This is a genomic window from Kitasatospora sp. NPDC059327 (assembly GCF_042752535.1).
GTDB lineage: Bacteria > Actinomycetota > Actinomycetes > Streptomycetales > Streptomycetaceae > Kitasatospora.
Genome location: NZ_JBHYYB010000074.1, coordinates 1 through 20,993 on the forward strand (window position 1 = coordinate 1; position 20,993 = coordinate 20,993).

Annotated in this window: 18 protein-coding genes; 7 read left to right on the forward strand and 11 right to left on the reverse strand. The window is 75.3% G+C overall.

Annotated elements, in window-relative coordinates; genetic code table 11:
• Window positions 1-106: 106 nt before the first annotated feature.
• From ACFXHB_RS32615 to ACFXHB_RS32625, 3 genes are all read right to left on the reverse strand, one after another.
• Window positions 107-1,888 (reverse strand): glycoside hydrolase family 3 protein, encoded by a 1,782-nt coding sequence (locus ACFXHB_RS32615; protein ID WP_380578412.1) that lies wholly within the window; start codon window positions 1,886-1,888, stop codon window positions 107-109.
• Window positions 1,882-2,622, reverse strand: coding sequence for a tyrosine-protein phosphatase (locus tag ACFXHB_RS32620; protein WP_380578414.1), 741 nt, complete (start codon window positions 2,620-2,622; stop codon window positions 1,882-1,884). Before ACFXHB_RS32620 ends, ACFXHB_RS32615 begins: the two co-directional genes overlap by 7 nt.
• A 154-nt stretch (window positions 2,623-2,776) precedes the next feature.
• Window positions 2,777-3,382 (reverse strand): TetR family transcriptional regulator, encoded by a 606-nt coding sequence (locus ACFXHB_RS32625; protein WP_380578416.1) that lies wholly within the window; start codon window positions 3,380-3,382, stop codon window positions 2,777-2,779.
• A gap of 251 nt (window positions 3,383-3,633) precedes the next feature.
• Here ACFXHB_RS32625 and ACFXHB_RS32630 point away from each other — a divergent pair, with 251 nt between their 5' ends.
• The 6 genes from ACFXHB_RS32630 (at window position 3,634) to ACFXHB_RS32655 (ending at window position 10,460) form a co-directional block, all read left to right on the forward strand.
• Entirely contained in the window at window positions 3,634-5,196 is a 1,563-nt protein-coding gene (locus ACFXHB_RS32630; protein ID WP_380578418.1) for an ABC transporter substrate-binding protein, read from the forward strand.
• Window positions 5,193-6,200 carry an ABC transporter permease gene (locus ACFXHB_RS32635; RefSeq protein ID WP_380578420.1) on the forward strand — a complete coding sequence of 336 codons (1,008 nt, stop codon included), beginning with the start codon at window positions 5,193-5,195 and terminating at the stop codon, window positions 6,198-6,200. The genes ACFXHB_RS32630 and ACFXHB_RS32635 overlap by 4 nt, the downstream gene beginning before the upstream one ends.
• Entirely contained in the window at window positions 6,187-7,062 is an 876-nt protein-coding gene (locus ACFXHB_RS32640; protein WP_380578422.1) for an ABC transporter permease, read from the forward strand. The genes ACFXHB_RS32635 and ACFXHB_RS32640 overlap by 14 nt, the downstream gene beginning before the upstream one ends.
• On the forward strand, window positions 7,059-8,054 hold the full coding sequence (locus ACFXHB_RS32645; protein WP_380578424.1) for an ABC transporter ATP-binding protein: 996 nt from the start codon (window positions 7,059-7,061) through the stop codon (window positions 8,052-8,054). Before ACFXHB_RS32640 ends, ACFXHB_RS32645 begins: the two co-directional genes overlap by 4 nt.
• On the forward strand, window positions 8,051-9,013 hold the full coding sequence (locus ACFXHB_RS32650; protein ID WP_380578426.1) for an ABC transporter ATP-binding protein: 963 nt from the start codon (window positions 8,051-8,053) through the stop codon (window positions 9,011-9,013). Before ACFXHB_RS32645 ends, ACFXHB_RS32650 begins: the two co-directional genes overlap by 4 nt.
• Window positions 9,014-9,260: 247 nt before the next feature.
• Window positions 9,261-10,460 (forward strand): alpha/beta hydrolase family protein, encoded by a 1,200-nt coding sequence (locus ACFXHB_RS32655; RefSeq protein WP_380578428.1) that lies wholly within the window; start codon window positions 9,261-9,263, stop codon window positions 10,458-10,460.
• Between the two features lie 82 nt (window positions 10,461-10,542).
• Here the strand turns inward: ACFXHB_RS32655 and ACFXHB_RS32660 are convergent, their stop codons facing one another.
• The 4 genes from ACFXHB_RS32660 to ACFXHB_RS32675 form a co-directional block, all read right to left on the reverse strand.
• Window positions 10,543-11,010: a MarR family winged helix-turn-helix transcriptional regulator gene (locus ACFXHB_RS32660; RefSeq protein ID WP_380578430.1), complete on the reverse strand. Its 468-nt coding sequence runs from the start codon at window positions 11,008-11,010 to the stop codon at window positions 10,543-10,545.
• Between the two features lie 149 nt (window positions 11,011-11,159).
• On the reverse strand, window positions 11,160-12,380 hold the full coding sequence (locus ACFXHB_RS32665; protein ID WP_380578432.1) for an MFS transporter: 1,221 nt from the start codon (window positions 12,378-12,380) through the stop codon (window positions 11,160-11,162).
• A gap of 105 nt (window positions 12,381-12,485) precedes the next feature.
• The gene (locus tag ACFXHB_RS32670) at window positions 12,486-12,971 is read right to left on the reverse strand and encodes a YybH family protein (protein WP_380578434.1); all 486 of its coding nucleotides are present in this window, start codon (window positions 12,969-12,971) and stop codon (window positions 12,486-12,488) included.
• Window positions 12,968-13,723: a hemerythrin domain-containing protein gene (locus ACFXHB_RS32675; protein WP_380578436.1), complete on the reverse strand. Its 756-nt coding sequence runs from the start codon at window positions 13,721-13,723 to the stop codon at window positions 12,968-12,970. Before ACFXHB_RS32675 ends, ACFXHB_RS32670 begins: the two co-directional genes overlap by 4 nt.
• A gap of 377 nt (window positions 13,724-14,100) precedes the next feature.
• On the opposite strand from ACFXHB_RS32675, the gene ACFXHB_RS32680 reads away from it, so the two are divergent.
• Entirely contained in the window at window positions 14,101-15,006 is a 906-nt protein-coding gene (locus ACFXHB_RS32680) for a LysR family transcriptional regulator (protein ID WP_380578438.1), read from the forward strand.
• Window positions 15,007-15,057: 51 nt separating this feature from the next.
• Here ACFXHB_RS32680 and ACFXHB_RS32685 read toward each other — a convergent pair whose 3' ends face one another.
• The 4 genes from ACFXHB_RS32685 to ACFXHB_RS32700 form a co-directional block, all read right to left on the reverse strand.
• The gene (locus ACFXHB_RS32685) at window positions 15,058-16,449 is read right to left on the reverse strand and encodes a hypothetical protein (RefSeq protein ID WP_380578440.1); all 1,392 of its coding nucleotides are present in this window, start codon (window positions 16,447-16,449) and stop codon (window positions 15,058-15,060) included.
• 2 nt (window positions 16,450-16,451) lie between these two features.
• Window positions 16,452-17,600, reverse strand: a complete 1,149-nt coding sequence (locus ACFXHB_RS32690; protein ID WP_380578442.1) for a ComEC/Rec2 family competence protein — start codon at window positions 17,598-17,600, stop codon at window positions 16,452-16,454.
• The gene (locus tag ACFXHB_RS32695) at window positions 17,597-20,452 is read right to left on the reverse strand and encodes a hypothetical protein (RefSeq protein ID WP_380578444.1); all 2,856 of its coding nucleotides are present in this window, start codon (window positions 20,450-20,452) and stop codon (window positions 17,597-17,599) included. The genes ACFXHB_RS32690 and ACFXHB_RS32695 overlap by 4 nt, the downstream gene beginning before the upstream one ends.
• 229 nt (window positions 20,453-20,681) lie before the next feature.
• Entirely contained in the window at window positions 20,682-20,843 is a 162-nt protein-coding gene (locus tag ACFXHB_RS32700) for a hypothetical protein (protein ID WP_380578446.1), read from the reverse strand.
• Window positions 20,844-20,993: the final 150 nt, after the last annotated feature.

Genomic DNA, 20,993 nt, shown 5'->3' on the forward strand with positions numbered 1-20,993 from the left:
GGGGCCGCCGCGCGGGCCGGGCGGCCCCGCGCGCCCCCCCCCCCGCCCGGGGGGGGGGGGGCGGCCCCCCGCCGCCGGGGCGCCCCCCCCCCGCCGCCGCGTCCGCTCAGCCGGCGGCCGGGTGGCCGCAACGGAACAGCGGGTCGCGGGTGTCGAAGGCGACGTCCTCGCGGGCCGCGTCGACGGCGGCGTCCGAGCGGGGCAGGTCGAACGGCAGCACCCCGGTCATCGGGGCGCGGCCGAGCACGGCGTCCAGGACGAGGTCGTCCTGGACGCCGAACTCGCCGACCAGCAGGGCGGCGTGGGGCGCGAGCGGGGTGAGGACGGCGGGCCGGTCGAGGTGCACCACGAAGGCGGTGGGCACGACGGCGGCCACGGCCCGCAGCCGTGCCACCTCCTGGGGCGGGTACTCCAACGAGCCGCTGTGGAAGAACCGCTCCAGGAACCCGTCACGCTCCTCGTGGGGCGCGGCGATGCGCAGCACGGCGAGATCGGCGTCCTCGGGCCGGTCGACGACGGTGCCGCGGCGGGCGGCGACGGCCGGGTCGACGCCCTCGACGTAGAGCCGGGTACCGGTCCGCGGCGTTCCGGCGATGGGCACCAGGGAGCGGGCCTGGACCCGGCGGCCGAGCTCGCGTCCGGCCGGGGCGCCGACCAGTTCGGCGGCGGCCTCCGGGTCGACGTAGGGGTCGTCGAACAAGCCGAGGCGGAACTTGTCGCGCAGGATCCGGCGGGCGGACTCGTCGATCCGGGCTTCGCTCACCGCGCCGGAGCGGACGGCGGTCAGGACCAGTTCGGGATCGGTCTCGCCGCCGAGCTGGTCGGCGCCGGCGTCCAGGGTGAGCGCCACCTGCTCGGCGACGGACAATTCCTCGACGCCCCAGTGCCGTGGCGGGAGGCAGGCCAGGCCGGGGACGTCCATACCGGTGATGGCGTTGAAGTCGGTGCAGACGACGCCGTCGAAGCCGTACCTCCCGCGCAGCAGACCGGTGATGACGTCACGGTTGAAGTTGGCGCCGACCTCGGCCAGTCCGGTGCCGGAGGGGATCGCGTAGGCGGGCATGATCTGGGCGGTGCCGGCCTCGAACGCGGCCTCGAAGGGGCGCAGGTGCTGCTCGAAGGCGCCGCCGGGGTAGACCAGCCGGCGTCCGGCCGCGAAGTGCGAGTCCTCGCCCTTGGACTGCGGTCCGCCGCCGGGGAAGTGCTTGGTCATGCAGGCGACGCTGTCCGGGCCGATCCGCTCGCCCTGGAGGCCGGCGATGTAGGCGGCGATCATGCGGGAGGCGCGGTCGGCGTCCTCGCCGAAGGTGCCGTTGATCCGGGCCCAGCGCGGTTCGGTGGCGAGGTCGGCCATCGGGTGGATGGCGAGCCGGATGCCGACGGCGCGCAGTTCGCGGCCGATCAGCGCGGCGTACTCCCGGACCAGGGCCGGGTCGTCGGTGGCGGCGAGGCCGATCGGCTCGGGGCCGAGGCTGAAGCCGCCGCCGGCGGCGGCGGTGAGCGGGTTGGCGGAGGTGCCGTGCCGGGGGTCCGAGGCGAGGGTGACCGGGATGCCGAGGCGTTCGGCGGCGGCGAGGTCCTGGACGTGGTTGTTCCAGAGCGCCATCGAGCGGGCGTCCGGTACGGCCATCACGGCGAAGGCGGTGAGGCCGTGTTCGGTGATGAGGTGGGCGCCGGTCGGGAAGGGGCCGGTCTGGCCGTCCGGGCCGCCGGGGAGCATCCGGCCGTGCAGCATCAGCGCGGCCTTCTCGGTGAGGGTCATCCGGCCGAGCAGGTCCTCGACCCGCTCCTCGACGGGCAGCCGCCGGTCCTCGTAGGGCTCCATGGTGCCGTTGTGGTTGAGGTCGCGGAACGGCGTGCCGTCGGTGTGGCGCAGCAGCGTCAGCATGCGACGGCCTCCGGGGCGGCCTTGGCGCGGAAGGCGTCCAGCGTGGCGTCGGTGACGCCGCAGGCGGCGAGGAAGGCGGCCGAGCCGCCGTGCCGGGTGCGGACCAGGTCGAGGAAGACGGCCATCGCCTCGGCCGGGGCGGCCAGCAGCGGGGCCGGGACGGCGTCGCGGGCGGCGGTGTCGTTGAGTGTGACCCGGTGGCGCACGGCGAGGCCGGCCCAGATCTGCGGGAGCGCCTCGGTGGTGCGGTGGTAGTCGGCGACGATCTCCTCGGTGGGCACGCCGAGGACGTCCAGCAGCAGGGCGGTGAGCAGGCCGGTGCGGTCCTTGCCGGCGGCGCAGTGCAGCAGGACGCCGCCGGGGCGGGCGACGGCCGCCACGGCGGTGGCGACGGCCTCGGGCGCGGCCTCGGCCATCCGCAGGTAGAAGGCGCCGAGGTCGGCGGAGGTCGTCATGGCCCGCATGGCCGCGGTGAGCGCGTCGGTGGTGGGGTCGATCCGGGCGGCGACGACGGTCACCCCGTCGGCCTCGACGGCCGCCCAGTCGGCCGGGTCGCACTCGGCGGCGCCGCGCAGGTCCACGATGGTGCGGATCTCGGCGGCGCGCAGCTGCTCGACGGTGGCCCCGTCGGCGGCGGGGAAGGGCTGGGCGGAGCGGAAGAGCAGACCGGAGCGGATCAGCCGGCCGTCCGGGTCGGTGAGCCGGGCGGGGTCGCGGAAGTTGACGAGGGACATGCGGGGGCCTTTCGGAGGTACGGAACAGCGACGTGTGAAGGGGGATCGGGGTACGGCGGGGCGGGGCCGGTCACCGTTCGGGCAGGGGGGACCGGCCGCGCACCCGGTGGGGCGCGGTGGGGAGGTCGGCGGGCGGGCCCGGTTCGGCGGCCGGTCAGCGGGTGGGGCGCAGGACGTCCTGGTAGGCGGCGGCCCAGGCGGCCATCCCACCGGTGTCGGAGCCGCTGAGGAGGTGGCGGCGGATCATGCCGGCGAGCACCGCGCCGAACGCGGCCGGCCGCAGGTCGGTGTCCGGATCGACGCCGAGGCGCTCGGCGGCGGACCCGGCGGCCCGCTCACCGAGGGTGTCGACCAGGACGAGGGCGAAGTCGCGGACCGACTTGATCTCCAGGGCCCGGCGGCGCAGCGCCCGGCGCCGGGTGGTGTGCTCGGCGGGCTCCTCCATCCGCCCGTCGGTCGCGGTGACGGCGTGTTCGAACGCCTCCCAGAGGCCGAGGTCGCCGGGGGCGGCCGCGAACGCGTCGAGGACGGTCTGGCCGAAGTCCCAGCCGAAGAGCAGGGCTTCCTTGGTGGCGTAGTAGCGGAAGAACGTGCGGTGGGCGACGTCGGCGCGGCGGCAGATCTGGTCCACCGTGGTGCGCTCGAAGCCCTGTTCCTCGAAGAGGTCCAGTGCGGCGGTGCGGATGCTCTCGCGGGTGCGGGCCTTCTTGCGGTCCCGCATGCCCAGCTCTGCCCCGGTGTCCGTCTCCTGCGCCCGCATCGGTGTCCCGCTCCTCGTCGTCCGCCCGTCGCCGGGTGTCGCTGTGACGGTGCTTCGCGCACTGCCGCCACCCGTACCGAATCACGACCGACGCGGCCCGCTCAAGGCGCGTGCCAACTCTTCGGTAGCTGGCCACACGAAGTTAACACAACTGCCTTTTGGCAGTACTGCCAGATCAGAAATGGTGTCGGCGGCGGCAGTCCCCGGTGCTGGCGCCACATCCCCCCGTGAACCGAGAAATCCGAGGAACCATGAAGCGGCACAAGCACGTTGTGGCATCGGCGGCCTGCGCACTGGCCATCACCCTCACCGCCGGCGCCTGCACGGCGTCCGACGACGCGGTGTCCGGCGAGGGCTCCGCGAAGGCCGCGGCGAACGACGGCGCGGCGGTCGACGGCGGCACCCTGAGGATCGGCCTGGACCGTCCGTTCGCCAAGCTCGACCCGGCCGACGGCGTCCTCACCTCGATGCCGATGATGATCCTGGCCAACGCGCTGTTCGACCCGCTGATGGTCAACGGCGACCACGGCGCCCTCCAGCCCTACCTGGCGAAGTCCTTCACCCCGAACGCCGACGCCACCGCCTGGACCCTCGACCTGCGCGAGGGCGTGGCCTTCGGCGACGGCAAGCCGCTCGACGGCCAGGCCGTGGTCGACCACGTCACCCGGCTCGCCAAGCCGGAGAGCAAGTGCTCCTGCGCCGCCGACGCCGCCGCGATCGGTGCCATGGCGGTCAACTCGCCGACCTCCGTCACCTTCACCCTCAAGGCGCCCGACGCCGCCTTCCCCGGCCTCTTCACCCGCGCGCTCGGCTACGTCTCCGAGCCGCCCGCCGGCGACGCCCCGGCCGTCGGCTCCGGCCCGTACACCGTGGAGAGCGTGCAGCCCGGAGTCTCCGTCACCCTCACCCGCAACCCCGCCTACTGGGGCACCAAGGGCCACGCCGACAAGCTGGTCTACCGGGTGCTGCCGGACTCCGACAGCCGCTACCAGTCGCTGCGCTCCGGCGACGCCGACCTGATCTGGACGGAGACCCCCGCCCAGTACAAGCAGGCCGGCGGCGACGGACTGCGCGCCGCCACCGGGCCCGGCTCCACCTCCACCGTCGTGATCAATACCCGGGTCGCGCCCTTCGACGACCCGCGGGTCCGCCGCGCCCTCCAGTACGCGATCGACCGCGAGGCCGTCGAGAAGGTGGTGCACCTCGGCCAGGGCCGGGTCTCGGACGGCCCGATCGGCTCCGCCTCCCCCTACCGGGGCACCGCGGCCCCGGCGTACCCCGCCCGCGACCCGGCCAAGGCGCGGGAACTGCTCGCCGAGGCCGGCCACCCGGACCTCTCCTTCGAGTACCTGGTCGACAACCGGCCCGAGGGCCAGCAGCGCGCCACCGTCCTCCAGCAGATGCTGGCCGAGGCGGGGGTGAGGCTGACCGTCAAGCCGATGGACGCGGCGAGCCTGGGCACCGCGATGTTCCAGCGCAAGTTCCAGGTGATGGACTTCGTCACCAGCATGTTCGGCGACACCGACACCGCGCTGTCCAGCCTCTACCTGCCCGACTCCCCGTTCAACTTCAGCGGCTGGAACAGCCCCGAGGCGGCCCGCGCGATCAGCGCCGGGCGGGCCTCGCTCGATCCCGCCCAGCGGGCCCGCTCCTACCAGGAGGCCGCGCGGGCCGTGGTCGCGGACGCCCCGATGCTCTTCCTCACCGAGAACCCGGTCGGCTTCCTCGCCGGCCCCCGGGTCGCCGGTCTGCCCGACGTGTCCGGGCGGACCGTCGTCAACGTCTCGCCCGCCCCGCTGTGGGTGAGGAAGTGACGGCCTCCGCCGCGCGGCCCGCGCGGACCGGCGCCGCGCGCCGTTCGGTCACCCGGCTGGCCGCCGTCGCCGGACCACTGGGCCGGGCGGGCGCCGTCCTCCTCCTGGTCACCCTCGGCGCGCTCCGGCTGCCCCGGCTGATGCCCGGCTCCCCGGCCGTCGCCGCGCTCGGCCCCACCGCCACCCCCGAGCAGGTCGCCGCCTTCGAGGCCGGCCTCGGACTGCACGACGACGTGCTCACCGCCGCCCGGCACTGGCTCGGCGCCGCCCTGCACGGCGACCTCGGCCACTCGCTCACCAGCGGAGCCGCCGTCACCGCCGAACTCGCCGACCGGATCCCCGTCACCCTCGAACTCTTCCTCGCCGGGCAGCTGGTGGCGCTGTGCGTCGCCCTGCCGGTCGCGCTGCTCTCCGCCTGGAAGCCGGGCGGCCCGCTGGACCGGGTCGCCACCGCCGGCGCGTTCGTCTGGCTCGCCGTGCCCGGCTTCGTGCTCGGCCTGCTGCTCATCTGGATCGCCGCCGTCCAGCTGAGGATCCTGCCCGCCACCGGGTGGACCCCGTTCACCGAGGACCCGGTCGAGAACCTGCGCCACCTCGTCCTGCCCGCGCTCACCCTCGGCCTCACCGAGGCCGCCGTCTTCACCCGGACCCTGCGCGGCCAACTGCTCGACACCCTCGACCAGACCTACATCGCCGCCGCCCGCAGCCGGGGCATGGGCACCGGCCGGCTCCTGCTGCGCCGCGCGCTGCGCCCCTCCTCGCTGCCGCTGGTCACCCTGATCGGCATCGGCATCGGCACCTCCCTCGGCGGCTCGGTGCTCGTCGAGACGCTCTTCGCCGTCCCGGGCGTCGGCAGCTTCGCCGCCGCCGCCATCAACACCCGCGACTTCCCGGTCATCCAGGCCGTCGTCGTCATCAGCGCCACCGCCGTCGTCGCGGCCACCTTCGCGGTCGACCTGCTCTACCGCACGCTCGACCCGAGGATCGCCCATGACCACCGCTGAGACCGTCCGGCCGACCGAGGCCGCGGCGGAGCCCGCCGCCCCCGCCCCCGGCCGGGCCCGGCGGCGGCCGTCCGCCGGGGTGCTCGCCGCCACCGCCTGGCTGGCCGTCGTCGCGCTCTGCGCCCTGCTGCTGCCGCTGCTGCCCGGCTTCGACCCGCTGCACGGCGACTTCGCCCACCCCTCCGCCCCACCCGGCCCCGGGCACTGGCTCGGCACCGACGCCTCCGGCCGTGACCTGCTCCAACGCACCGTCGCCGGCGCCCGCGCCTCCTTCGCCGTGGCCGCGCTGACCGTCGGCGTCGGCCTGCTCGGCGGCGGCGCGCTCGGCCTGGCCGCCGGCTGGTTCCGCGGCCCGGTCGACAAGGCCATCGGCTTCGCCACCGACCTGCTGATGTCCGTCCCCACCCTGATCCTGGTGATGATCGTCGTCTCCCTGCGCGGCCCGGGGCTGCCCGTGATCGGCGCGCTGATCGGCCTGTTCACCGTCCCCTCGTTCACCCGCGTGGTCCGGTCGGTCGTGCTGTCGCTCAGCGAGCGCGGCTTCGTCCAGGCCGCCCGGATGATCGGCACCGCCCCGCTGCGGATCCTGCGCCGCGAGATCGTCCCGCACGTCGCGCCGATCGCGCTGACCTTCGCCTTCACCGCGACCACGGTGGCCATCGTCGCCGAGGGCTCGCTCAGCTTCCTCGGCTTCGGGCTGCGGCCGCCGGAGCCGTCCTGGGGCGGCATCATCGCCGAGGGCCGCACCACGCTCGGCAGCGCGCCGTGGATCTCGCTCGCCCCGGCGGCGGTGCTCTGCCTGACCGTCCTCGCCCTCAACTACCTGGGCGAGCGGCTCCGTTCGAAGGGAAGCACCGCATGACCACCCCCGTCCTGGACGTCCGCTCGCTCGACACCACGATCCACACCCCCGACGGCCGGGCGCTGCGCGTCCTGCACGACGTCAGCCTCACCGTCGACGTGGGTGAATGCCTCGGCGTGGTCGGCGAATCCGGCTCCGGCAAGTCCGTCCTCGCCCGGACCGTCCTCGGCGTGCACCCCCGCACCGCCCGGGTCGAGTCCACCGGCACGGTGCTGCTGAACGGCGAGGAGCTGCTCACCGCCACCGCCGCCCGCCGCGGCGAACTGCTCGGCACCGGCGTCGCCATGGTCCACCAGGACCCGATGACCTCGCTCAACCCGGTGGTCCGGATCGCCGACCAGGTCACCGAGTCGCTCACCAACCGGCGCCGGCTCGGCCGCCGGGCCCGCCGAGAGCTGGCCGCCGAGCTGCTCGCCGCCGTCGACGTCCCCGACCCGGCGCGGCGCGCCCGCGCCTACCCGCACGAACTCTCCGGCGGCCTGCGCCAGCGCGTCGGCATCGCCGCCGCCCTCGCCGGACAGCCCGCCCTGCTGCTCGCCGACGAACCCACCACCGCCCTCGACGTCACCGTCCAGCGCACCGTCCTCGACCTGCTCGACCGCCACCGCGAGACCCGCGGCCTCGCCACCCTCCTGATCACCCACGACATCGGCCTGCTCTCCGGGCGGGCCCGGCGCACCGCCGTCATGTACGGGGGCCGGATCGTCGAGTCCGGCCCCACCGAGGAGGTCACCGCACGGCCCGCCCACCCGTACACCGCCGCGCTGCTGCGCTCGGTGCCGCGCGTCACCGGACCGCTGCGCCGCACCCTGCCGGCCGTCCCTGGCTCACCGCCGGACCTCTCCCGGCCGGCCGGGGGCTGCCCGTTCGCCCCGCGCTGCGAGCTCGTCCGGCCGCTCTGCCACACGGCCGCGCCGCCCGTCCGGCAGGTCGGTCCCGGGCAGACGGCCGCCTGCCACTTCCCCCTCACCACGACGGAGAACACCGTATGAGCGCCCTCGCGACCACCCACGTGCTGCGCGCCGAGGGCCTCTCGGTGGTCCACCGCACCCGGTCCGGGCCGCTGCACGCCGTCAGCGGTGTCACCCTGGAGCTGCGGGAACGCCGCACCCTCGCGCTGGTCGGCGAGTCCGGCTCCGGCAAGAGCAGCGTCGCCAAGGCGCTGCTGCGGCTGCCCCCGCCCACCGCCGGCACCGTCACCCTGGACGGCACCGACCTCGCTGCGCTCTCCCCGCGCGCGCTGCGGGCCCTGCGGCCCCGGATGCAGATGGTCTTCCAGGACCCGCTCTCCTCGCTCAACCCCCGCCGCACCGTCCGCGACCTCGTCGCCGAACCGCTCGACGCCCACCCCGATCCGGCGCGCGACCGGGCGGCCGTGGTCGAGCGGCAACTGGCCGCGGTGGGCCTGCCGCCCGCGCTGTTCGCCGACCGCCGCCCGGCCCAGCTCTCCGGCGGACAGGCCCAACGCGTCGCCATCGCCCGCGCGCTGGCGGCCGAACCGCGGGTGCTCATCGCCGACGAGGCGGTCTCCGCCCTCGACGTCTCCGCCCAGGCCACCGTCCTCAACCTGCTGCGCCGGCTGACCGAGGAGCGCGGTCTGGCGAGTCTGTTCATCTCGCACGACCTGGGCGTGGTGCGCGCGGTCAGTGACGACGTGGCCGTGCTCCAGCTGGGCCGGCTCTGTGAACAGGGCCCCACCGAGGAGGTGCTGGCCGCCCCCGCGCACCCGTACACCGCCGCCCTGCTCGCCGCCGTGCCCGAACCCGGCCGCCCGCTCGGCGACACCGGTCTGCTGCCGGCCGACCCGCCCTCCCCGCTCGCCCCGCCCTCCGGCTGCCGCTTCCGCACCCGGTGCCCGCTGGCCGACGCGCGCTGCGCGGACGAGACGCCCGCCCTGCGCGAGGTCGCCCCCGGCCGGACGGTGGCCTGCCACCGGCCGCTGTTCTCCTGAGGGGGCCCGCGGATCCGTGCGCACCGGCCTGCGGATCCGGCTCCGTCCGGGGGCGTACACCCGGGGGCTGACCCGGGGCCCGTGGATCACCCGGTGGTCGGATGCCGCCGGGCGCGCCGCGTGACAGCGTTGCGCCCAGTGACCGCACGGACAGCGGCCGGACGGGCCGTCAGAGATCCCTCCGGGCAGGGCCGCCGGCCCGACCGGGCCCGGGGCCGGTGCTGTCCGGACCATCGGGGGAGGACCCATGACCACCACACCGTTCGCGAGCCGCGCGGACCTGACCCGCCGTCGACTGCTGGGGGCCGCGCTGGCGGCCGGGGCGGCCGTGCCGCTCGCCGCCGCGGGCCCCGCGTGGGCGGCTCCGGTCGCCCCGGGCCCGGCTGAGCTGACCCTACCCGTGCCCACCGGGCCCTACCCGGTGGGCACCGTGCCGCTGCACCTCGTCGACGCCGCGCGCCCGGATCCGGCGGCCGGTCCGGGGCGTCGTCGCGAGCTGATGGTGGCCGTCTGGTACCCGGCCCGGGACGTCGAGCGCCATCCGCGGGCGCCGTGGATGGCCGCCGAGGTCCTGCCGACGTTCCTGGCCGCCGCCGGGTTCCCGGCCGGCGCGGCCACCGCCCCGGCCACGGCCGGCCACCAGGGCGCCCCGGTGCGGCGGACGGGCGCCCGGCTGCCCGTCGTGATCTTCTCGCACGGCGCGCACAGCCACCGCGGCGACCACACCGTGGTGGTGCAGGAACTCGCCAGCCACGGGTACGTGGTGGTCACGGTGGACCACACCTACGACGCGTTCACCGTGTTTCCGGACGGCCGGGTGCTCGCCCCCGACTTCGGGATCCCGATGGGGCCGGCGGACTTCGCCGCGGACCTCCGCTTCGTCGTCGACCGCGTCGAGGAGCTCGCCGCCGGGCGCAACCCCGACGCGGGGGGCAGGGAGCTGCCGGCCGGTCTGCTCGGCGCCCTCGATCCGCGGCGCATCGGCGCGTTCGGCTGGTCGAAGGGCGGCTCCGCGACCGCCCGGCTGATGATCGACGACCGGCGGGTGCGGGCCGGGCTGAGCCTGGACGGCCCGATGCTGCCGGTGATCACCGCCGACCTGGACCGGCCGTTCATGCTGATGACCGCCGCCTTCACCCGGGCCGAGGAGCCCGCCGTCGCCGCGTTCTGGTCGCGGCTGCGGGGGTGGCGGCTCGACCTCCGGGCCGCCGGCGCGGTGCACAGCTCGTACGGCGACAACCAGGTGCTGGTCCCGCAGTTGGCGAAGGTGATCGGCATGAGTGACGAGGACCTCCGGGGCTGGATCGGCACCCTGGACCCGGACCGCGCGGTGCGGATCCAGCAGGCCTACCCGCGGGCCTTCTTCGACCTGCACCTGCGCGGGCGCGGCGGGCACCTGCTCGACGGTCCGAGCCGGGCGTTCCCGGAGGTGGCGTTCCTGCCGTGAGGTGACGTGCCGTGCCGGGCGGCGGCGGGGAGCCCGCCCGGGACGCCCGGGGCGGGCTCCCCGCCCCGGGCCTGCGCCGGTCTCACGCCGGGTCGCCGCCCACGTTCCGGATCATGCGCCGCAGTACCCGCAGGGCGGTCGCGTAGTCCGCGTCGTCGACGCCCTCGTGGATCAGGTCGCGCCAGGCGGGCGCGTGCGTCTTGAGACCGGCGCGCGCCGTGTCACCGCGCTCGGTGATCCACAGCCGCCCGGCGTCGTCCCGGGTGACCCAGCCGCGTTCCAGCAGGGTCCCGGCCTCGTCGGCCACCCGGTCCTCCGGGCGCAGGTAGCTCCGCATGGCGTCGACCAGTTCGGGCACGGTCATCCCGTGCCCGTCCGGCGAGATGTCGTGCTTCGACAGGTGGCGCAGGATCCAGTACTGGGGCTGGGTGAAGCCGAGTTCGGCCTGCCGGCGCCGGATGAACCCGATGATCTCCTCGTAGGCGACGCCGGTCCAGTAGGCGACGGGCTGGGCCGCCAGTTCCTCCTGGGTGTACTCCGCGGTCTCCATGGTGGTGTGCTCCTTCGCGGTGGTCGAGGGTGTCCGGCCGGTGGGCCGGGGCGGTTGCGGTGCGGTGGTGCGCCACCGCCGGATCAGCGTCGAGACGCTCTTCGGTCCGACGGAGGGCGGAGTCCGACGATGCGTCAGGGCAGCGGTGCTCACGCGGTGACCCGGCGGGCGCGCCAGACCGTCAGCGCGGTCAGCAGGCCGATCGCGGCGCCCGTCCAGAGCGCGGCGCCGAGGGTGGCGGTGTTGACGACGAGGCCGCCGAACAGGGCGCCGAGCGCGATCGCCAGGTTGAACACGGAGGTGTTGAGGGCGGTCGCGGCCTCGGCCTCGCCGGGGGCGGAGCGCAGGATCCAGGTCTGGACGCTGACCGGCACACCGCCGAAGGCCAGCCCCCAGCCGATCAGCAGCACCGCCCCGCCGACGGGGCTGGTACCCAGCAGCGGGAAGAGCGCCAGGACCGTCATGAGCAGCAGGGCGATCGCGATGACGACGCTGCGGATGTCACGCCCGGCGGTCGCCCCGGCGAGGAAGTTCCCGACGATGCCGGCGACGCCGAAGGCGAGCAGCAGTGGTCCGACCAGGCCCGCGCCGATGCCGGAGACCTCCTGCAGGACGGGGCTGACGAAGGTGAAGGCGGCGAAGTGGCCGCCCACGAGCAGGAAGGTGGTCAGGACGCCGGTCCGCACGGCCCGGTTGCGCAGCTGCGCGGCGAGCGTGCCCAGGCGGACCGGTGCGGCGGCCGGCAGGGTCGGCAGCAGTGCGGCCAGGGCGACCACGACGAGCAGGCCGAGCCCGCCGACGGTGGCGAAGGCCGTCCGCCAGCCGCTGAACCCGCCGATCAGGGTCCCGGCCGGGACCCCCAGCACGTTGGCGGCGGTGGCGCCGCCGAAGGTGAGGGCGGTGGCCCGGCCGATGTGGGCCTCGGGCACCAGGCGCACCGCGATACCGGCGGCGAGGGCCCAGAACCCGCCGATGCCGATCCCGACCAGGAAGCGCGCGGCGAGCAGCACGGCGAAGTTCGGGGCCAGCACGGCCAGCAGGTTGGCCGCCGCCATCAGGGCCAGCAGGGCGACCAGGACGGTGCGGCGGTCCCGCCGCCCGATCGCCACGGGCAGCAGCGGGGCGGCGGCGGAGGCGACCAGGCCCGGCACGGTCACCATCAGGCCGGCCGTCCCCTCGGAGACGTCGAAGGCGCCGCCGAGGGGGGTCAGCAGCCCCATCGGCAGCTGCTCGGCGGTCACCATGGCGAACGTGCCGACGGCGACGGCCACCAGGGCCAGCCGGCTGCGCAGCGGTACGGCGGTGGGCCCGGGGTCGGGTGGCTGGGCGGGGGTGAAGGTGCTCGGCCGGACGGGTTCGACGGTGGTCATGAGTGACGCTCAGTCCTCGGGTGGTGGTGGGCGGGTGAAAGCGGCCGGTCGTCGGCCGCGAGAGGGGGCGTGTGGGAGTGGGCGTGCGGGAGCCCGGGGGCGGGGTCAGCGCAGTACCGGGGTGGTCTGCGCGCTGCTGATCAGCCAGGTCCCGCCGGACGTGGCTCCGCCGTCCCGGTGGCCGGCGCCCGGGGTGCCGTCCCCGGCTTCGGAGCGCTTGACCACGACGTAGGTCAGCCGCCCGGTCCGCGCGGGCAGCCGGCTGTCGGTGCCGTCGCGCAGGCCCGGGTCCCGGTCGTCGAACACGTGCTTCACACAGGCCACGATCGCGACGTCGGCACCGAGGAACCGGATGCCGTGGATCTCGGTCCTGGTGGCCACGCTCGCGAGCGGCGAGGCGAGGGCCTCCGCCATCGCCCGGGCCAGCGTCTCCCGGTCGCCGACGTACCGGCCGCCGAAGTTGACGACGGTCGCGTCGGGCGTGTGCAGCGGGATGAAGCGGTCCGGGTCGCTCTGGTGCTCCTCGGCCTGTTCGACGAGTCGCCGGATGGCCGCGAGGTCCTGCTCACGGCCGAGCTGAAGGTCGTTCATCGGTCCGGCTCCTGTTCTGTCGTCACTGTCGTCACTGTCGTCGGTGCTGTCGGTGCTGTCGGTGCTGTCGGTGTCGTCGGTGTCGTCGGTGCGGCACGTGTCGGCCCCGGGACCGGACCTGCGGGCCCCACCGGTCCAGGGCCGAGGCCGTGGCCGGTCTCCGCTGCCCGGTACGCCCGTCGGACCGGCCCGGGCAGCGGCGCCAGGACCGCCGTGACGGTCGCCTCGTCGGCGCCCTCCAGGAGCCAGGGCAGGAGCCGGTGCGTGTCCGCGCCGCCCGCGATCCGCCGGGCGTGCAGCTGCCGGAACCGCGCCCACTGCGGCGCCGTCAGCACGGCCTGGATCAGCGGGAACACGCGCTCCTCGGCATGGCGGAGGTGCCCGTTCACGCCGGTGACCAGCGCGTGGACGAGGTCGCCGAGCAGGTCCGGGTCGGTGTCGGGGGTGGCGAGCGCCTCGTCGACCGCCCCGATCAGCGAGGCGATCGCGGCGTGCTCGGCCGCCATCGCCTCCAGCAGCGCCAGGTCGTACGGCCGTCCGACGAGGGCGCGGCGCAGGACGGGCCGCAGCGCCTCGTTCTCGGCGCCGTGGTGGGTGCGCAGGGCCTGCCGCAGGAGCTCCCAGCGGGCGCCTCGGCGCAGGACGCGCCGGAGGGTGCCGTCACCACGGGGGGTGAGCGCGAGGTGCCGCAGCTCCCGGCGCAGCACCTCGTGCACCAGGTACAGCGTGTCCATCGGGAGGCGGTCGCTCACGGCCGTCGGACTCCTCGCCGCCGCTCGCGCCGCGCGCCGGTCGGGCGTCGGGCGGGGCAACCGCGGGGCGGTGGAGTGGTGGCCGGGGCGGGGTGTTCCAGGGGTGGGGGCACGATCGGTTCCTTCGATGGGTCGGCGGGGCCGACGAGTTCGGCCCCCGGCTCCGGCCGGCGCACTGTCCGGCGGATCCCGTACGCGGCTGCGGCGGGAGCAACTGGGGCTCACCACAAGAGATTCGGGTGAAATGCCGAGGCCCGGCCGGCCGTCGCCCGGAGGCCTTCCGGGTGCTTCCAGCTTCCACCGGCGCCGCTTCGCGATCAACGTAGAATTCGCGGGCTGATCGATAACCACGGGGTTATTGCGCGGGAGGGGCGGCCATGGAACTACGGGACATAGAGATCTTCCTGGCGCTCGCCGAGGAACTGCACTTCGGCCGGACCGCCGAACGGCTGCGCATCTCGCAGGCCCGGGTCAGCCAGGCGATCAAGAAGCAGGAACGACGGATCGGCGCCGCCCTGTTCGACCGCACCAGTCGCAGTGTGACCCTGACCCCGGTCGGCGAGGTCCTGCGGGTGGAACTCCAACAGGCGTACGACCTGATCCACGGCGGACTGGCCCGCGCGAGCGAGGCCGCGCTGGGGGTGCGCGGCACCCTCCGGCTGGGTGTCATGGGCGCGTTGGGCCATGAGATGCGGCCCCTGATCGACACCTTCCGGACCCGCTACCCGGACTGCGACATCGACATCGTGGAGGTCCACTTCAGCGACCCCTTCACCCTGCTGCGCACCGGCGGGACGGACCTGCAACTGCTCTGGCGGCCGGTGCACGAACCGGGCCTCACCGTCGGCCCCACCGTGCTGACCGAAGGGCGCGTCCTCGCCGTCGCGACGGGCTCCGACCTGGCCGGCCGGGCCTCCGTCTCGATGGAGGACCTGGCCGGCCGGACCGTCCTCGACCCGGGACCCCTGGTTCCCGACTACTGGTTCGAGGCCATGGTGCCCAAGGCCACCGGGAGCGGACACCCCGTCACGCGCGGCCGGCCGGCGCGGACCTTCCACGAACTCCTCGCGCTGCTGGCCGCCGGAGCGCTCGTCTGCCCGCTCAACGCCCATGTCCGCCGCTACTACACGCCGCCCGGTATCACCTTCGTGCCGATCCACGACGCGCCGGCCACCGAGTGGGCCCTGATCTGGCCCACCGCGGCCGACAACGCCCGGCTGCGCGCCTTCGTCCGGACCGCCACCGAGGTCGGCTCCCGTCCGATCGGCGACCGCACCGGCTGACCCGGGCGGCGGGCCGCCCGACGGCTCGCCGGCCAGCCGCCCAGGGCCGGGTCAGCCGCCGTCGCGGCGGCCGACGAGATCGGCGAAGTACGCGCGGTCCCGCAGGACCGGGGGCAGCGGGTGGCCGAGCAGGACGTGCAGATTGCACGCGGTCAGGGTGTACGCGTGGAAGAGCAGGTCCGTGGTGGTGTCGGCGCCCAGTTTGCGCAGGACCGTCCGGGTGCCGCTGCTGCGCAGCGCCCGCTCCTGCCAGGCGGCGCGGTGCGCCGGGTCGTCACCGAGCGCGTCGAGCACCTCCTTGGCGCGGGTGGCCCGCTCCGGCCACCGGTCCCCGGCGGCGGCGTACGCGTCGGCCACCCGGTACGGGGACTGCGCGATGTGGACCAGCGCGCTCACCGGCTCGCCGTCCGCGGTCCGGCGTTCGGACCACCGCACCAGGGTGTTGCGCCGGTGGCTGGTCGTGACGTCGTACATCACGCCCTTGATGCGCACCAGCGCGGCCAGTTCGCCGACCAGCGGGAGCCGGGAGGGGGGCAGCGGCCGCCAGGTCATCCCGGCCGAGGCGTTGACCACGACGATCTCGTCCACCTCGTAGTGCGCGGGCGGCCGGTCGGCGCGCCGGGCCCGGTCCGCCAGCGCGGTGAGCCACTGGTCGGCCATGTTGTCGTAGACCCCGCCGTCCGTCAGCACCAGCTGGGCGGCGGCCGGTGCCGGGTCGGCCACGGCCGTTCCGGGGGCCGTCCGGTGCGGGTCGGTGGGCAGGCGCCGGACGGCGAAGGCACCCGGCAGGCAGGCCGAGACCTGCACCGCGGTGGACAGCGGGAGCTCTCCCGGGGCTCCGGTGCCGAACCGGTACCCGTAGGTGAAGCCGGGCGAGAGGTAGAAGTGGTCACCGCTCTGCAGTTCGGTGGCGCAGAAGACGTGGTCGACGGAGCGCCGTACGTCACGCAGAGGGGTGGCGACCCCGTTCCGGTGGAAGAGCACGCGTGCCAGGGCCCGGTCCACGACGATGCTGCGCCGTTCGAAGAACGCCAGCGCGCCGGCGGCCAGCAGCAGGCCCGCCACCAGCAGGGCACCGGACAGGACGCGGACCCCGCCGACCGCGGTGGCGGCCACCCCGGCGAGCGTGACCGCGCAGGCCAGGGCGGCGAGCGCGAACAGCGAGCGGACGTAGCGGTTGGTGGCCGGCCCCCAGAAGAACAGGCCGGTGTGGGCGCAGTGCCGGATCAGCGGGCGGACACGCCCGGCGAACTCCGGCCCGGGGATGTCGCGGTAGTCGGTCTCCTGGGCGACCACGCCGTTCGCGACCGAGCCGCCGGACACCGAGGAGATCGCCACCACCTCCCGGTTCCGGCCGACGTCGGCCAGGTAGATCAGGGCTCCGATGCCCCACATGGTGGCGCGGTAACCGCCGCCGGACAGGGCTACACCGATCTTCGCCATGGTCAGACCTCCACGGTCGTGCCCGTACCTGCCGCGCCGGTCGCGTTCGTGCCCGCGCCTGCCGTGTCCGTCGGGGTCGTGCCCGTGGCGGGGGTGTCCGGGTAGACCGCGGTGTAGTCGAGCGTCCGTTGCTGCTCGGGGTCGGCCCACGGGGCGGTGGTGTCGCTGCGGTAGTTGAACACCAGCTCGGGCGGACCGGCGGTGCGGTCCGCCGCGCCGATCATGCGCAGGACGGCCGCCCGGTCGGGGTGCTTGAACTTGTCGCCGTTCGTCGACATCAGGAAGCGGCGGGTGGCGAGCAGGGCCAGCAGCTCGTCCGTGGTGTTGGCGGCGCTGCCGTGGTGGGGCACCTTGAGGGCGTCCAGCGTCAGCCGCGGCGCCGGTCGCTCCCGCAGGAGCCGGGTCAGGCCGCGCGCGAGGACGTCCCCGTGGCCGTCGCCGGTGAGCAGGAGGCGGTGGCCGCCGTGCTCCAGCAGGAACGCGATGCTCGATCCGTTCGGCACCGATCCGTCCACCCGTTCGCCGCCGAGCAGGTCGTCGGCGAGACCGCGCAGATCCCTGCGCCGGGCCAGCCGGTCGAGGGCCGCCTCGGGGTGCCCGGGTGTCACCCCGAGGCCCTTGAGGACCTTGGCCCACTCCCCGCGCAGGGCGTCCAGCTCCTTGCGGCCGGGGGAGAGAACGGTGGCGCGGGCGCCGCCCGGCAGTTCGGCCGAGCGCAGCGCGCCGCGGTCCGGGACCAGGACGGCGGGCGCGGCCTGCCGACCCGTGCGGAAGGCGGTGTTCCAGCCGAGGCGCTGGCTGCCGATCAGGGCTTCGAGCATCTCGCCCTGGTCCGCGCCGAGCAGGTCGGTGTCCTGGGCGAGCTGCGTCCAGCCGTTGAACCAGACGTCGCCGATGGACAGTTCGAGCGCGGCCCGGTCCTGGAGGAGCCGGACGACGCCTTCGATGTGGTCGGCGTCGACATGCGTCACCACCAGCACGTCCAGGTGCCGGTCCCGTTCCGGCAGCGACCGCACCCGGTCGAAGACGGCCTGGTAGGTGGTGCTCGGTCCGCCGTCGACGAGCATCCGGTGGACCTCGCCGCCCGGACCGGGCCACTCGATCCACAGCGCGTCGCCGTGTGCGGCGGGCAGCATCTCGACGGTGATCACGGCGCACCTCCGGCAGGGCCGACTCCGGTGGGGCTCGCGGTGGCGGGTCCGGTTCCGGTGGGGCTGTTCCCGGCGGGGCTGTCCCCGGCGGGGCTGTTTCCGGCGGGGCTGTCCCCGGTGGGTCCGGTTCCGGCGGGGTCCGGCGCCGCGGGGCCAGCGACGAGCCAGCGGGCGTCGCCGAAGGCCACGATCGACATGGCGAGCGTGAACCCCAGGGCGAGCAGCCGGCGGCGGATGTCACGCACCAGCTCGCCGACGCTCTTCCCGTCGTTCGCCCGGTCGGCCAGCATCGCCGCGGCGATCCCCGCCATCACGGCGGCCTGCCGGCCCAGGGTCGGCACGAGCGTCCCCACCACCACGGGCGCGTTCTCCTGGAGGAACTTCGCAGCGACGTTCTGCCAGCTGACATCGGCCTCCGCCATGGTGCAGCCGAGGAGCATCACGATCGGGCCGGTGCCGCCCTCGTGCAGGTCGGACAGGATGTCCTGGCGGCCGATCAGGACGGACGGCAGCCGGCTCGGCTTGAGCCTGTTGCCGATCTCCAGCACGACGGTGTTGCCATCGTCGCGGGCGTTGTGGGGCAGGGCCAGCAGCAGCGGCGGGCCCTGGGCCCGGACCACCTTCCGCCAGCCACGCCAACTGGTGGCCGTGTACAGTCCGTCCACCCCGAACGAGGTCCGCAGCGCCCGGGTCGCGGCCGTGCGGTCCGCCGCCCGGACGTTGTGGCTCACCGCGAACAGCACGCTGTCCACCGGACGCAGCGCCCGGCCCTGGTCGGCCGCGTCCGGTTCGACGACCGTCTCCGCGAGCCGGTCCCGCTGGACGCGTCGTTCGATCTCCAGGCGGATGCCCCAGAAGCCGAGCGGGCAGACGGTCCGGCGGCCGACGCCGGCCGTGCCGTCGGCGCGGGTGCAGGTACAGATGCCGGTGTCGAGGGCCTGCCGCCAGTTGACACAGAGCCTGGCGCCGTCGCGCGGGTAGCCGTAGTCGTAGACGAACTCCGCCGGCCACAGCTCCGCCGCCTCCGCCGAGACCACCTGGAGGTACGTGACGTCCTTCAGCGCGCCCAGACCCAGGGTCACCAACTGGTCGAACAGGGTGCTGCCCTGCTGGGCGAGGCCGCGCAGCAGCTCGTCCGGCGCGCGGTCACCGGGTTGCCGCGCATCGGCGTCCTGGGCGAGCACGCCGGTGAGGTGCTCCCGGATCATGGCCCGGAAGTCGTCCAGGCCGTCGAGGCGGACGGGGACGGTCCTCCCGCCCAGGTGGATGTCGGCCCGCTCGCCGTCCTCGACGCGGATCACCGCCCGGCGGTCGGCCCCGGGCCCGGGGGCGGCGCCGGGGGTCACGGTGAGGGAGCTGAACAGCTCGCCGCGGACGCTGATCTCCTGCCCGGCCACGGGCCCGTCCGCCTCGGCGACCGGGCCGACCAGCTCCAGCCGCTGCACCAGCCGGTCCGCGTGGTACACCCGGGCGCCGCACCGGATCTCCAGCTCGTCCGGCCCCACCGAAACCGGGAACACCGCCTCGCTGGAGGCACCGCGGTCCGGTAGGACGATCGTCTTGGACGGGTGGCGGCTCGCGCTGCTCCGGTCCTCGTAGAACTCGACCACGAGGCGCGCCCCGCTCTTTCGGAAGGTGAGGTCCTCGGTCCGGAACTCCTCCTCCACCGCGTGCCATTCGGGACTCCCCGCGCCGACCCGGACGTGGACGTCGTGGTCGGCCCCGGGGCGGAACGCCCGGCGCCGCTGCTCCCCGGTCGCCTGCAGGGTGACCATGGCCTGGAGGAAGCGGGCGTCGGGCCGGCCGGTCGCGGCGCCGGGCCGGGGGATCTCCCGCTGGGGAGCGGTGGCCTTGCGCCGGAGTCCTGTTCTGCTGTGCATGAAACGACCAGCACCCTTGGGACGCCTGCCCGCCCCGCCTGGAGCCGGTGCCGGTGCCGGTGCCTCCACCGGCATGGTCGGCGGTCCGGGGGGCCGGAGGTCGCCCATGCTTCCCCCCGCGTACCGGACCTCGTCGGACAGCGTCCGCCGTTCGACGAGTTCCGGGTGGGCCACCGTCAGCCGCGAGCCCGCTTCTGTCGCCGCCTCGTCCAGCGGGAGGCCGACGGACAGCTCACGCACCAGGCGGTGGAGCCGGCCGGCGGCGGCGTCCGCGTCGTCGTCGGCATCCGTCGCACCGTCCGCGGCGAGGTCGGCGACGATCCAGCCGGAGGCGCCCAGCGTGCGCGCCACCGCGTCGAGCCGGGCCGGTCCGTCCCTCCCGAGCGGCCGGCGGGCACACCAGAGCACACAGGTGGCGCCGGCGCCGTCGGCGAGCCCCTGCTCCAGCAGGGCGAACTCCTCCGGCCCGGACACCACCAGGAGGTCGCAGTCCCGGGCCCGCGTACCGAGGGTGTAGGCGTGGACGAGGGGGGCGATCCTCCGGTCGGACCGCAGACGGTCGAAGAGCTTCGCGGTCGTGTCGGCCGTCACGGCGCCGACCCGCAGGGGCCAGTCCCAGCAGGGCTCCGGGTCCAGGGTCCGGTCAGCGACGAACACCGCCCCGACGGCGGGCCGCAGGGTCCGTAACCGCGCCACCAGCGCGAGCCGCTGGGTGGGCGGCACGTCGTACAGGGCGAGCCGGACCGGGGCGGTGTGTGCGACGGCGTCGTCCCAGGCGAGGGTCAGTTCCTCCTGGAGCCGGGGGTCCGCGAGGACCCGGGCGCCGGTCTCCCGGGGCAGCCGCCAGGCCCAGGGCTGCCGCTGGTCCGGCGCGCGCAGGGGGCTGATCGGGCCGGTCTCCTCCCACCCCACCACACCTGCGGCGGCCAGGGCCGCCGGGGCGATGGAGAGGATCTGACGCGACTCGACCATGGGAGACCTCGTCCCCGGCTCCGACGGGAGATCGCCCGCGACTCAGGTCGGTCTCCCGACCCTTCCACTCTGCCACAGGTCGGGAGGCCGGTGGGCGGTGCGGCCGCGGGCAAGGACTGAGGCCTCAAACGTTGAACGGTCGAGCAGGTGGGGGCGCCGGCCGCTCCTCGCGGGCCGTGCCGTTCCTCGGGGCCCCGCCCGGCGCCCGGAGGGTGGAGCGGACGGCCGGTCAGGCCGAGCCGGCCCGGCTCAGCCTGGCCAGCCGTACCAGGGAGAGCGGGTACTGGGCGGCCTTGCGGGGGGAGGGGGAGATCCACACCGTGGCACCGGCCCGCGCCGGGCCGTACAGCGGGGCGGCGGGCTGGTTCGGCGCGTGGTGACGTGCACTCATGTCGTCGGATGCCTTCCTGGCTGGGGGAGCGGCGGCCATCTCGCCGGTACCACCAGGGAACCGGCCTTTGCCGGTCGGATCAATGCGGAGGACTACCTATCGACCGGGGTGAAGAGTGCGTGAACCGTCCACGAACGGCGCGAGCCGGGG

Bases quoted from the DNA above. Each gene is read 5' to 3' on its own strand.
- ACFXHB_RS32695 (WP_380578444.1), bottom strand. From the start codon at position 20,452: ATGGTCGAGTCGCGTCAGATCCTCTCCATCGCCCCGGCGGCCCTGGCC.
- ACFXHB_RS32630 (WP_380578418.1), top strand. From the start codon at position 3,634: ATGAAGCGGCACAAGCACGTTGTGGCATCGGCGGCCTGCGCACTGGCC.
- ACFXHB_RS32685 (WP_380578440.1), bottom strand. From the start codon at position 16,449: ATGGCGAAGATCGGTGTAGCCCTGTCCGGCGGCGGTTACCGCGCCACC.
- ACFXHB_RS32645 (WP_380578424.1), top strand. From the start codon at position 7,059: ATGACCACCCCCGTCCTGGACGTCCGCTCGCTCGACACCACGATCCAC.
- ACFXHB_RS32655 (WP_380578428.1), top strand. From the start codon at position 9,261: ATGACCACCACACCGTTCGCGAGCCGCGCGGACCTGACCCGCCGTCGA.
- ACFXHB_RS32625 (WP_380578416.1), bottom strand. From the start codon at position 3,382: ATGCGGGCGCAGGAGACGGACACCGGGGCAGAGCTGGGCATGCGGGAC.
- ACFXHB_RS32650 (WP_380578426.1), top strand. From the start codon at position 8,051: ATGAGCGCCCTCGCGACCACCCACGTGCTGCGCGCCGAGGGCCTCTCG.
- ACFXHB_RS32660 (WP_380578430.1), bottom strand. From the start codon at position 11,010: ATGGAGACCGCGGAGTACACCCAGGAGGAACTGGCGGCCCAGCCCGTC.
- ACFXHB_RS32615 (WP_380578412.1), bottom strand. From the start codon at position 1,888: ATGCTGACGCTGCTGCGCCACACCGACGGCACGCCGTTCCGCGACCTC.
- ACFXHB_RS32680 (WP_380578438.1), top strand. From the start codon at position 14,101: ATGGAACTACGGGACATAGAGATCTTCCTGGCGCTCGCCGAGGAACTG.
- ACFXHB_RS32620 (WP_380578414.1), bottom strand. From the start codon at position 2,622: ATGTCCCTCGTCAACTTCCGCGACCCCGCCCGGCTCACCGACCCGGAC.
- ACFXHB_RS32670 (WP_380578434.1), bottom strand. From the start codon at position 12,971: ATGAACGACCTTCAGCTCGGCCGTGAGCAGGACCTCGCGGCCATCCGG.
- ACFXHB_RS32700 (WP_380578446.1), bottom strand. From the start codon at position 20,843: ATGAGTGCACGTCACCACGCGCCGAACCAGCCCGCCGCCCCGCTGTAC.
- ACFXHB_RS32640 (WP_380578422.1), top strand. From the start codon at position 6,187: ATGACCACCGCTGAGACCGTCCGGCCGACCGAGGCCGCGGCGGAGCCC.
- ACFXHB_RS32665 (WP_380578432.1), bottom strand. From the start codon at position 12,380: ATGACCACCGTCGAACCCGTCCGGCCGAGCACCTTCACCCCCGCCCAG.